This window comes from Dichelobacter nodosus (assembly GCF_001263335.1).
In the GTDB taxonomy this organism is placed as follows: domain Bacteria; phylum Pseudomonadota; class Gammaproteobacteria; order Cardiobacteriales; family Cardiobacteriaceae; genus Dichelobacter; species Dichelobacter nodosus.
Genome location: NZ_LGVW01000012.1, coordinates 213433 through 225839 on the forward strand (window position 1 = coordinate 213433; position 12407 = coordinate 225839).

General features: G+C 43.0%; 9 protein-coding genes, 1 tRNA gene, 1 other RNA gene and 1 CRISPR repeat array. Of the genes, 8 read left to right on the forward strand and 3 right to left on the reverse strand.

Going from position 1 to position 12407, the window contains the following annotated elements; genetic code table 11:
- From AKG33_RS02890 to pgi, 3 genes are all read left to right on the forward strand, one after another.
- Positions 1-1359 carry a sigma-54-dependent transcriptional regulator gene (locus tag AKG33_RS02890; protein ID WP_011927912.1) on the forward strand — a complete coding sequence of 453 codons (1359 nt, stop codon included), beginning with the start codon at positions 1-3 and terminating at the stop codon, positions 1357-1359.
- An 84-nt stretch (positions 1360-1443) separates the two neighbouring features.
- The gene (locus AKG33_RS02895) at positions 1444-2076 is read left to right on the forward strand and encodes a DUF1294 domain-containing protein (RefSeq protein WP_011927913.1); all 633 of its coding nucleotides are present in this window, start codon (positions 1444-1446) and stop codon (positions 2074-2076) included.
- A 16-nt stretch (positions 2077-2092) separates the two neighbouring features.
- On the forward strand, positions 2093-3670 hold the full coding sequence (gene pgi, locus AKG33_RS02900) for a glucose-6-phosphate isomerase (protein WP_011927914.1): 1578 nt from the start codon (positions 2093-2095) through the stop codon (positions 3668-3670).
- 36 nt (positions 3671-3706) lie between these two features.
- Here the strand turns inward: pgi and ssrS are convergent.
- Positions 3707-3888: non-coding RNA, 6S RNA (gene ssrS / locus AKG33_RS07155), on the reverse strand.
- Between the two features lie 72 nt (positions 3889-3960).
- On the reverse strand, positions 3961-6099 hold the full coding sequence (locus AKG33_RS02905) for a UvrD-helicase domain-containing protein (RefSeq protein WP_011927915.1): 2139 nt from the start codon (positions 6097-6099) through the stop codon (positions 3961-3963).
- Positions 6100-6200: 101 nt separating this feature from the next.
- Between AKG33_RS02905 and AKG33_RS02910 the strand changes: the two genes are divergently transcribed.
- Positions 6201-6277 (forward strand) — tRNA-Met (locus AKG33_RS02910).
- Between the two features lie 123 nt (positions 6278-6400).
- Here the strand turns inward: AKG33_RS02910 and fbaA are convergent.
- A complete protein-coding gene (fbaA, locus tag AKG33_RS02915) occupies positions 6401-7480 on the reverse strand; it encodes a class II fructose-bisphosphate aldolase (protein ID WP_011927916.1) in 1080 nt (359 codons plus the stop codon).
- Between the two features lie 238 nt (positions 7481-7718).
- Between fbaA and csy1 the strand changes: the two genes are divergently transcribed.
- From csy1 to cas6f, 4 genes are read left to right on the forward strand one after another with little or no spacing between them, the layout of a single operon-like run.
- The gene (gene csy1, locus AKG33_RS02920; protein ID WP_011927917.1) at positions 7719-9014 is read left to right on the forward strand and encodes a type I-F CRISPR-associated protein Csy1; all 1296 of its coding nucleotides are present in this window, start codon (positions 7719-7721) and stop codon (positions 9012-9014) included.
- Positions 9011-9961 carry a type I-F CRISPR-associated protein Csy2 gene (csy2, locus tag AKG33_RS02925; protein WP_011927918.1) on the forward strand — a complete coding sequence of 317 codons (951 nt, stop codon included), beginning with the start codon at positions 9011-9013 and terminating at the stop codon, positions 9959-9961. The genes csy1 and csy2 overlap by 4 nt, the downstream gene beginning before the upstream one ends.
- A 15-nt stretch (positions 9962-9976) precedes the next feature.
- Entirely contained in the window at positions 9977-10987 is a 1011-nt protein-coding gene (gene csy3 / locus AKG33_RS02930) for a type I-F CRISPR-associated protein Csy3 (protein WP_011927919.1), read from the forward strand.
- 27 nt (positions 10988-11014) lie between these two features.
- Positions 11015-11623, forward strand: coding sequence for a type I-F CRISPR-associated endoribonuclease Cas6/Csy4 (cas6f, locus tag AKG33_RS02935; protein ID WP_011927920.1), 609 nt, complete (start codon positions 11015-11017; stop codon positions 11621-11623).
- A gap of 153 nt (positions 11624-11776) precedes the next feature.
- Positions 11777-12224: direct repeats of the CRISPR family, unit length 28 nt; unit sequence GTTCACCGCCGCACAGGCGGCTTAGAAA.
- The last annotated feature ends 183 nt before the right edge of the window (positions 12225-12407 follow it).

Sequence of the window (12407 nt, forward strand, 5' to 3'; positions counted from 1 at the left end):
ATGAATAAAAACACCGCTTCCACCATTTTAATTGTTGATGACGAAACGATGATTTGCGAGACATTGGTTGATATTCTCACAGATGAAGGATATCAAACTTATACGGCTGGAAGCGCCGCTCAAGCGCGAACTGCAAAGCAAATGTATCACCCCGATTTGATTTTGCTCGATATTTGGATGCCCGATTCTGATGGGATTACGTTATTGCGCGAGTGGACGAGTCAACAATTAAACGCGTCCGTCATCATGATGAGCGGTCACGGCACGATTGAAACGGCGGTGGAAGCAACGAAATTAGGCGCTTATGATTTTTTAGAAAAGCCGTTATCGACCGCTAAATTGTTGATTACGATTAAACGCGCGCTTCAAACGCAAGCGTTAATTGCGCAAAATGCCGCGTTAAAAGCGCAACTCGATCCCAATATTGAAATCATTGGGCGCAGTCAGGCGATGAATGAAGTGCGCGAATTGGCAAGCAATCTTGCTAAACAAAATGTGCCCGTTTTAATCAGCGGCAACGCCGGCAGCGGTAAACAACACGTGGCGCATTTTATTCATCAAAATAGCGCTTTTTGTGATGCGACTTTTATCACGGCGAATATTGCCGCGATGGAAACGCACGATATCACCGCGGCGCTGATCGGTAGTAAACATCACACGGGATTATTAGCTGCAGCCGACGGCGGCACTTTATTTATCGATGAAATCAGCCAATTGCCCAAAGATGGGCAACGTTTATTATTGGGGTTAATTGAAGAACAGGCTTATCTGCCTGCCAATCAACATATTCGTTGCACCACGCATATTCGTGTGATCGCGGCAACGCGTTTGCCGCCGTTATTGTTAAAAGAACATTTAGATCCGGCGTTATTTGATTTATTGATGGTGGCAACGATTATTTTGCCGGATTTACAAGATCACAGTTCTGATGTTCCTGAATTATTAGAATATTTTAGTAAATATTTTGCGGATTTTGAGCAAATGCCTTATCGACATTTTTCACTTGCCGCTCAAAATACGTTGCGACAACATTGCTGGACGGGCAACGTGCGCGAATTAAAAAATTTAGTTCAACGCTTACTTATTCAAAATGATGCCGCAGAAATCAGCGCCGAAGAAGCCGAGCAGGCGCTGACGCCAACGGAAATTTCGCCGCAAGATGGTTTATGGTCGCAAATTATTCCTAAAGATTTGAGTTTGCGTGAGGCGCGAGAATTATTTGAGCATCAGTATTTATTGGAACAATTTCGCCATTGTGATGGCAATATTGCTCGTCTTGCGAATCGCATTGGTATGGAACGGAGTAATTTATATCGTAAATTGCGCAATCTTGGTATCGATCCCACTGATAAACCTTAGTAAAATGACCGCATATTCTTATCCCCCAATATCATGATGCGTCCATTTTTATTTTTTCGTGCTTGCTTTTGATGAACACTATTCATGTCCGTACGTCCCAAACATAATGAAATTTGCACCGGCACGGTGGTTTACTGGAATGACGATAAAGGCTTTGGTTTTATCGATACGAACGAAAAACAAGCAAACGTGTTTTTCCATATTTCGCATTTTGCTTATGAAAATCGGCGCCCGCAGCGCGGCGATAAAGTCAGTTTTTTGCGCAGTCCCGAGCAAACCTCCGGAAAGCCGTCAGCAAAAAGAGTGGTGATTCAAGGGCATGAAAAAACCTTATTGAGCCGCAATGTGCACGAGCAGCAAATCCAACACCCGCATTTTGTGGAAGGGTGTATTTACGTTTTAAACGATATTCTTTTTTTTCTCGTATTAGCGACCATTTCCCCGATTATTGCGATTACCAGCGCGATTATTAGCGTGATGACCGTGAGTTTGTATAGCTATGATAAATATGCCGCCATTCACGATCATCAGCGCGTTCCCGAAGCCAGTTTGCATATTGCCGCTTTATTGGGCGGTTGGCCGGGCGCTTTGATTGCCCGCGCGTTTTTGCGGCATAAAACCAAAAAAATCCGTTTTGTGCTTTTTTTCTGGATGAGTATTTTCGTCAATATTGCAATGATTTATGGATTGGTTTGGGTACTTTATTTTTCTAACTAATTGATAACCTATTATTATGAATAACATTTTTTCTCAATTATCCCATCACGCCGAACAATTAAAGCGGCAAACGCTCAATCAATTATTTGTTGAAGATCCCAAAAGAGTGGAAAAATGGCAGTGGCAGGTTGCTGGTATTCGCGTGGATTTATCTAAAAATCATATCGACGACGCCGGCAGAATTTTATGGTTTTCTTGGCTCAAACAGCAGCAAACATCGGCGCACATTAAAGCGATGTTGTCGGGAGAAAAAGTTAATTACAGCGAACATCGTCCAGCTTTGCATCACGCGCTGCGCGCGCGCGCTGAAGGCAGTTTTATCGTTGATTGCACTGATATTTATGCAGAAATCAGAAAAACGCGCGCACAAATCCGCGATTTAACGGCGGCAATTCGTCAAGGAACATTGCGCGGTTTTAGCGGCAAAGCAATTGAAGATGTTGTGCATATTGGAATTGGCGGTTCGGAATTAGGGCCGCGGTTATTGTGCGAAAGTTTTGTGCACCGTTCGGATCGGGTGCGGATTCATTTTCTCGCCAGCCCCGATCCCATTCATATTCAAAGTTTGCAGCAACGATTAAATCCGGAAACCACTTTATTAATCATCGCTTCAAAAACCTTTACCACGGAAGAGACGTTAGCCAACGCGCATCTTATGCGTCATTGGTTACACGCTGCCGGCGGTCAAAAAGCTGATGAACAAATGATTGCGTTGACGGCTGCCATCGATAAAGCGCATGAATTTGGAATTTCATCGGCGCATATTTTGCCGTTTTGGGATTGGGTGGGCGGACGATTTTCTTTGTGGTCAGCGATTGCTTTGCCGTTTGCGCTGCAAAATGGTTATGACGCTTACGAACAATTGCTTTCCGGCGCGCGCGAAATGGATCAGCATTTTCAATCGACGCCGGAAGAACACAATCTTCCCATGCATTTGGCGCTCATCGATGCGTGGTATAACCATTATTTTGCGATTGATAACCGCGCCATCGTCACTTATGCGCAGCCGTTAAATAGTTTTGTGCCTTATTTGCAGCAATTAGAAATGGAAAGTTTGGGCAAACGCGCAAATCAACAAGGAGCCGCGTTAATAAAACCCAGCGGCATGATTATTTGGGGCGGCAGCGGCACCGAATCGCAACATGCATTTTTCCAACTGATTCATCAGGGACAACGCCGTATTCCTTTGGATTTTATTACCGTTAAAAGCGTTCCAAACGGTTATGAAGCCGCGGGCACGATTGTGCACGGCAATTGTTTAGCGCAGGCGGAAGCATTGATGTGCGGACGCACTCTTGAAGATTTAAAAGATTTGCCGCTGGAAGAACGTTATCAACGCACCTGCGCCGGCAATCACCCCAGCAATATGGTGATTTTAGACGAATTAACGCCGTTTCATTTGGGCGCGCTGATTGCGCTTTATGAACATAAAACCACGGTTTTAGGCACTTTGTATGACGTTAACGCTTTTGATCAATGGGGTGTGGAATTGGGCAAAGTTTTAGCGAAAAAAACGGAAGCTTCTTTGCGCGGCGAATGCACGGTGGATAATCCTTCCACGCGCGCTTTGATCGATTATTTGCGGCAAAAATAAAAAAAAGCAGACTTAATCGTCTGCTTTTAAAACAAAAACACAACCGCTTGAGTCGCTATCCAAATGCCCTTGAACCGTTGGGGTTCAAGTGGACGTCTCGGAACACCTTTGGGCTTCTTGCTTTAAAGCGAGCTTGCTCTCCCAGTTTCGTCTGACTCCTAAGGCTTTATGAATTAGGGTCAAGGGGTCTTGAGGAAACGCGAACCCAGCAGTTGTGCTGTAGAAATGAATATACCGTAATTATATAGGAAAGTAAAGTTAGGGCACGATTTTTCATCTAATTGATTATTTTATAAAATTTTCAACTTTGCATACGCCAACACCAGCCACTTTTCTCCTACTGTGGTAAATTTTACCAACGCGCGCTGATGTTCGCCGCTGCCTTCAACCGCCTGAATAACGCCCGTTCCAAATTGGGCATGTTGAACGCAAACGCCGGTTTTCCATGGATTATCTTCTTGAATATCATTGGGTTGCGTACGATTAAATAATACCGGACGCACCATATTTAATAATTCGGGCGGAATCTCATTTAAAAACCGCGATGGGCGCGCGTAATTATCTTGACCGTAATAACGCCGCCGTTCGGCAAAACTCATCGTTAATTGTTCGCGCGCGCGGGTGATACCGACATATGCCAAACGGCGCTCTTCCTCCAATTGCGCGCTGTTTTCCAAAGAACGGGCATTTGGAAATAAACCTTCTTCAAGCGCAACCATATAAACGCGGTTAAATTCCAATCCTTTTGCGCTGTGCAACGTCATCAATTGCACGCCGTGGGCATTTGTTTCTTTATCGCCGGCATCTAATGACGCCATCGCTAAAAAATCGGCGATTTTATCGTGATCCGCATCATTTTGATCGGATTGATAATCACCGGCGGCAATTAATTCGTGCAAATTTTCCCGACGATTTTCCGTTTCTTCCTGATTATTATTCGTCAACGCCGCATATAAACCGCTTTCATCAACCACCATTTTTAAAATATCGCGCAACGAATCGCTGCGCTCGGCAAACGCGGTCATCTTAATAATTAACGCGCGAAATTGACGCAAAGCATTTTGAGCACGAGCAGAACATTTTTGCTCCAGCAACGCATCATCAGTAATAACGCGCCACAAAGAACATTGCACACGTTGCGCCAGCAAACGCACATCTTCCATAGTTTTGGCGCCGATGCCGCGCGGCGGTTGATTAATAATGCGTTCTAAAGCCGCATCATCATCGGGATAATGCAATAAACGCAAATACGCCAGCGCATCTTTAATTTCGGCGCGCTCGAAAAAGCGCAAACCGCCGTAAATACGATAAGGAATATTTTTTTGTATCAACGCCTCTTCATAAATCCGACTCAGTGCATTGGAACGATACAAAATCGCGCATTGATCATAAGCGCCGCCGTGTTGATGAAATTGAGCAATATTTTCAACGAGATAACGCGCTTCATCGTATTCATTAACCGCGGCATATAAAGCGATTGCCTCGCCGTGTTTGCCATCGCTCCACAACGTTTTTCCCAACCGTGTTTGATTATGCGCGATAACGGCATTAGCGGCGGCTAAAATCGTTTTTGTGGAACGATAATTTTGCTCCAAACGAATCGTGTGCACGGTTGGATAATAACGTTCTAAATGCACGATGTGATCGATTTGCGCGCCGCGCCAGCCGTAAATTGATTGATCGTCATCGCCGACGACGAATAATTGCGTTTCTGGCGCACATAATTGCGTAACCAATTTAAATTGCAAAGTATTCGTATCTTGAAATTCATCGATCAAAATAGCTTGAAAACGTTGATGAAAACGCTGTTGAACGGTTTCATGTTGCGCCAATAATTCCGTGGTTAACAGCAATAATTCCGCAAAATCCATCGTGCCTTGTTGTCGCGTAATATGTTCATATTCTTGATAAAAATGATGAACCGCGATTTCTAAAGGGGGCGCGGAAGTAGGCAAATCCGCCGCGCGCAAACCGTTTTCTTTATAAGCGTTGATCTGCGCTTGTACGGCTTTTGCCGATAAAATTTCTTCATTCCAATTATTTTTTTGCAGCAACCGCTTGATCAAACGCAATTGATCGTCGCTGTCGATCACGATAAAACTTTTTTCCCAGCCGACAAGTTCCGCGTATTGCCGCAAAATGCGCAAGCAAATGCTATGAAATGTGCCCATCCATAATTGATTTAAAGAACAAGCCGCTGATTGCTCCAAACGTTGCCGCATTTCTTGGGCGGCTTTATTGGTAAAAGTTAACGCCAATAATTGATACGGCATACAGCCGGCAACCGTCATTAACCATTGCATTCTTTGCACGAGTACGCGCGTTTTGCCGCTGCCCGCGCCGGCAATCACGCGCACAATGCGTTCTTTTGTAGTGACGGCGTCGCGTTGTGCCGCATTTAAACCGGATAAAATCGTGTCGATGTTCACCGTGAAACTCCTGCAAAAAGGCGTTTATTCTAACAATGTTTATGAAAAACGCGCCGGCTTGACAAGTGCACGCGTCTTCTGCATAATTGCGCGTCTTTCATGGCTATGTAGCTCAGTTGGTTAGAGCACATCACTCATAATGATGGGGTCCCCTGTTCGAATCAGGGCATAGCCACCAAATATTAAAAGTCGCTGTTTTAACGCGGCTTTTTTTTTGCCGTTAACAATATTTTGATTGATTAACGCGATAAAAAAGGCGGCAAAATTGCCGCCCGTTACGAAAATCCGCCGTTTTTATTGATTACAAAACATCGCGGCAGTTTAAATCGTCAAAAGCTTGTTCCAAACGTTGAGAAATAAAATTTTCTGATTGCCGCAACCACGCGCGCGGATCATAGAATTTCTTATTGGGTTTATCTTCGCCTTCGGGATTGCCCAATTGTCCTTGTAAATACGCTTCATTTTTCCGATAAAATTCTAAAACGCCTTCCCAAGCCGCCCATTGCGTATCTGTATCAATATTCATTTTAACAACGCCATAACTGATGGCTTCGCGAATATCGGACAAACTCGAACCGGATCCGCCGTGGAAAACGAAATCCAATGATTTTTCTGGCAAACCAAATTTTTGGGAAACGTATTTTTGCGAATTATCCAAAATTTTTGGCGTTAATTTTACGTTGCCGGGTTTGTAAACGCCGTGCACGTTGCCAAATGCCGCCGCAATTGTAAACCGCGGGCTGATTTTGCGCAGTTCTTGATAAGCAAATGCTACATCTTCTGGTTGTGTATAAAGCATTGCGTTATCCACTCCGGTATTATCCACGCCGTCTTCTTCACCGCCGGTGCAACCCAATTCAATTTCCAGCGTCATATCGATTTTTGCCATGCGTTCGAGATAACGTTGACAAATTTCAATATTTTCTTTTAGCGGTTCTTCTGATAAATCAAGCATATGTGATGAAAAAAGCGGTTTACCGTGTTGTTGATAAAACGCTTCGCCGGCGTCAAGCAAACCGTCCAACCACGGCAATAATTTTTTCGCGCAATGATCCGTATGCAAAATAACGGGAACGCCGTAAGCCGCGGCTAAAGTGTGAATATGTTGTGCGGCGGCAATGGCGCCTAAAACGTCGGGACGTTGTCCATCAACTGGTTTTAAACCTTTGCCGGCGAAAAAAGCCGCGCCGCCGTTGGAAAATTGAATAATTAATGGCGCGCGAACGCGGGCGGCAGTTTCTAACGCGGCATTGACGGAATTGGTGCCCACGCAATTCATCGCCGGCAGCGCAAAATTATTTTGTTTGGCAATAGAGAAGATTTTTTGCACGTCATCACCGGTGACTACGCCGGCTTTGATACTGTCCAAAATTTTTGTCATATCAAATTCCTATAAGTGAATGGATAAACTGTGATGCGCGCATCGGGCGCGCGGCGGGGCAAGTATACCGTTGTGTTGCTTTAAGAAACAATCAAAGACTTTTATTGCTTAAATTTTTGCGGAGATTTCTTGAAAATTAACTGTTTTTTAATATTACTTCTAAAAATTGTGACTCAATCACATTGAGAAAATTATCATATGCGATAGTAAATATAAAGCAGTCATTATAGGACGAGAGATGAAAAGTATCAGCGAGATAACGACAGAAGAGCTTAAAAATGCGATACGGGCATTTTTGAGCGCGGAATGTGAGAAAAAAACAAAAGATTCAAGCGATATAGAAAAAATGAAAAAATATCGCCCCGATATTTGGTTACAGGATGCGCAAAAAAAGGCAGAGCGCTTTAAAGTGGGTACTCATATTTCCAAAGGTATTCACTCCCAATCTCAAGGTGATAACGTTTATTTTTCCCAAAAAGTCGATCATGATTACGTCAATACGAAAACAGTCACCAACAATTATTTAGACGGTGGCGGCGCTGCCTCAGATTTCCCATTAGCATCTTTTTTTGAATGGGAAGTGATTACCGGTTCGGGGATTAAAATGCGCGATGTAATTTGGGAAAATGGCGCGGCTGTGCAGCGCTGTTTTGCTGATGATCCCGAATTATCACAAACTTATCAACAAACCTTTCTAACTTGTTTACAAGCACAACCACAAAATCCCCAGACCGACGCACTCAATAAACAATTATTGTGGGCATTGCCGCAAACTGATGATAATAGAGACAATTATCTTGTATTAGTGCCGCTTCATCCATCTGTATTGACGCATGAGTTTTATCATAAAATCGAGGCAATTAATAATAATCGCTTTGATGTCAAAAGCAAAAGCGTACCGCAAAAACGTTATGCCGATTTGCTTGACTTAGCGCAGATCAAATTGGGCGGCAGTAAGCCACAAAACATTAGTGTATTAACAAGTAAGCAACGCGGCATAAATTATTTATTGCCTTCTTTACCGCCCGTTTTTCGAGCACGACAAGATATACATTTTAGCCCGAAATTAGAAAGTATTTTTTTCAGCAAATCATTATATTACCGCGTTGAAGATGATTTAAAAATTTTATTCGGCGTTATTTACTGTAAAGAAAATAATTATGAAATTCGTAATATGCGCAAAGCAGCTGTGCACCGCATCGCGCATCAAATTTTAAGCATTGGCGAAACGATTTGCGCATTGCGTCCAGCCGGTTGGTCGAAAGATTATGATTTGTCTTCTGCACAGAAATATTGGCTTGATCCTAAACGTGCTGATTTAGCCGGCGAAGAAAAATTTAAAGCCGAACGAGATGCCGCCGATTGGGACAAAGCAATCGAAAAAGATTTTGCCAATTGGTTGCAAAAGGTTTTGGAAGAACGCTTTAAAAAGCATCGTCATGAGTTTACCGATATAGAACATTATGAATGGCAACGAGAAATGAAGGCGGTAATTAAAGAATCATTTCGGCTTAATAAGCGGGGTTTGTTATGAGTTCTATTGAAAGTTTTATTTATCCAGATCTGAAACGCGTTGGTTTTTTATTGATTAAACGTCTTGAAGTGATCAATGCAAATGCGCTTTCGAGTCCGCTCACTTACGGTTTTCCAGCAATTACGGCTTTTACCGGCGCTGTGCACGCGCTAAGCCGTAAAATCAACCGCAGCGAAGCATTAGCCGACATTTTTTTAGATGGCGTATTGATTGCCGCGCACAGTTGCCAACCGCAAACTTATCGCGAATACTTCAATAAACCATTTACGTTTATTCAATCGCGTCACCCTGTTGAGAAAACTGGCGATACCGCGCCGATTATTCAAGAAGGTTATTGCCATTTAACCGTTTCTCTCTTGATTGGTGTTTATGCGAAAGATGGTTATTTATCCGAAGAACAGATTGAAGCGTTGAAAAAACAGCTTTTTATTGCAATTCAACAGCAACCGCTCGCCGGCGGCAATGTGATTGGTTTAGATGCGCAGGAACCGATACAGTTCTACAAAGATGATGTAGATCAATGTGTTTCTGAATTATTACCTGCTTTTGTTCTAATTGATGCGCATAAAGAATTAACCGCAATTACGCAAGAATTGCAAAAAGACAATCCTGCAGCCACCGCTTTAGATGCCTTAATTGAAACCGCTTCCTTGCATCACATTCCTAGTGATGAGCAAGAGAATAATTGGGAAATATATAGTGTAAAAAAGGGGCGCGGTTGGTTGGTGCCAATTCCCATTGGTTATCAAGGTATTTCACCGCAGTATGATGCGGGTGTAATGAAAAACGCACGCAATCCCCATTATCCCAGCCAGTACGTTGAAGCTTTATACAGTTTAGGGAAATGGGTTTTCCCCTATTCTATCGATTTGATTGATAACGCGATGTGGTATCAAAAATATGATGCCGAAAAAGATTTGTATTTAGTGACCCATTTAATGGAATAATTTAAAGGAACCATCATGTCTAATAAACGAGAATCTTCAGAGCAAAAATTAAAAACACCCTCCCTTTTATCCTTTGCCCGCAGCATTGATATTTCCGATGCATTTTTCTGGCAAACAAACAGCAAAGATGCCAAGCACAATCGCAGCATTGTGACCGTACAAGAAAAATCCGTGCGCGGTACGATCAGCAATCGTCTAAAAAACACCAGCACCAGTGATATCGCCAAAATTGATGCAAAAATTGAAGAAGCAAATTTGCAACGCGTTGATGCGAGTAGTCTTGATGAAGATAAAGATATTTTGCTTGTTCACTTTACGTGCAAAATACTACCTTTTACCGCGGAACCGTGTGTATGTAACGATCAAGCGTATCAAGAAAAATTGCAAACGGTGATGAGCAAATATATTGAAGAACAAGGATTTAAAGAATTAGCGCGCCGTTATGCCATTAATATTGCTAATGCGCGGTGGTTGTGGCGCAATCGCGTAGGTGCGGAAAGTATTTTAGTGACTGTGACGCTTAATGAGAAAGAATCGTTGACTTTTGATGCGTGCTCATTTGAGTTGCGTCATTTCAATTGCCACAATAAACAACTCGATCAATTGGCGCAATGGATTGAATCCGGTTTTAAAGGTGAATTTATTTTGTTATCTGTAGAAGCGCGCGTAAAAATCGGTTACGGGCAAGAAGTATATCCTTCGCAAGAATTAATTTTGGATGGTAAAAGTAAAAAAAGCAAAGTGTTATATCTCGTGGGTGATGGCAGTGATAATCATGCGGGTATGCATTCGCAAAAAATCAGTAATGCTATTCGTACCATTGATGATTGGTATCCTGAAGCAGAATTTCCCATTGCCGTTGAACCGTATGGCGCAGTTACCACTTTAGGCAAAGCATTCCGGCATCCCAAGGATAAGAAGGATTTTTACAATTTATTTGATAACTGGATATTAAAAGATCAGGTGCCGGAAGTGAATGATCAGCATTATGTGGCAGCAGTATTAATTCGTGGTGGCGTATTTTAGTGAAAATGACAAGAAGAGATAAAGACCATGAACTTTTATCAAGAAATCACGCTGTTGCCTGATGCCGAAGTTTCACTCTATTTTTTGTGGAGTAAAGTGTACGGTCAATTGCATATTGCTCTTGCTGACGTACGCAATCGTTACGGTATTGATACCATCGGCGTTAATTTTCCGCATTATGTTTATGAGGAACAGAATCATAAAGTGGTTGCTGCCCGATTAGGCGATCAATTGCGGATCTTTGCGCTTGCAGAAAATGATTTGGAAAAATTGCAGATAAATCAGTGGCTAGAGCGTTTAAGTGACTACGTTCATATCAAACGCATCAGCAAAATTGAACCCAATAAAGTAACGGGTTATGTAGTTGTAAAGCGTTACCGTTATCCATCGCTGGATAAAGTGGCGCTGCGATTTGCGCAATTTAGGAAGATCAACTTTGAAGAAGCGCGCAAGCATTGTACAAAATACAAGCATCAGGCTAAGAATTATCCGTTTATCATGTTAAAAAGCCAAAGTAATCAGGAGTATTACAAACTCTCGATTCGACAGGAAAATGCACAAGAATCGGTATCAGGGCGTTTTAATGTATACGGCATAAATTCTGCAACCGGTATCGTCACCGTTCCTAATTGGTAAAAAAACGGCCAAAAGATAAAAATACCCTTTATTTTTTGGTTTGTAAAAACTCTTTTTAATTCAAATAATTAAAAATAGGGAAAAAATTTGGGTATACAAGCGCTAAAAGTATTAATATACTGTTTAAGCACCAAATTATCTTTGGTTGCTCTTGTTCACCGCCGCACAGGCGGCTTAGAAATATCAAAGAACCAGTCAAGGAACCATGAGTCGGTTCACCGCCGCACAGGCGGCTTAGAAACAATGAATCCTGTTCGCTATGCAGTGAATCTTGTTCACCGCCGCACAGGCGGCTTAGAAAATTCGCAAACAAAACAGCGAAATTTGGGCGAGGTTCACCGCCGCACAGGCGGCTTAGAAAATTCGCAAACAAAACAGCGAAATTTGGGCGAGGTTCACCGCCGCACAGGCGGCTTAGAAATGTCGAACTAAACGATGACCAGATTTGGTTAAGTTCACCGCCGCACAGGCGGCTTAGAAAGCCGCAACATTTCTGGCTCATTTAAATATAAGGTTCACCGCCGCACAGGCGGCTTAGAAAGCTATAGTTATCGAGTCCAGAAAAAATAAAGTGTTCACCGCCGCACAGGCGGCTTAGAAACTGCGGTCGGTTGTAGGGAATTGTTTCAGTCATGTTCGCTTCTTTGACGCCCGTCCGGAATTAATTAGCCATTGCCGCAACCACGGCTTCCCATTAATGCGTGCCGCCGGCAAATGGCAAGGCAGCATTGAAGACGGCGTCAGCTTTTTGCGCGGGCTTGATGATATTGTTATCGCGCCGCGT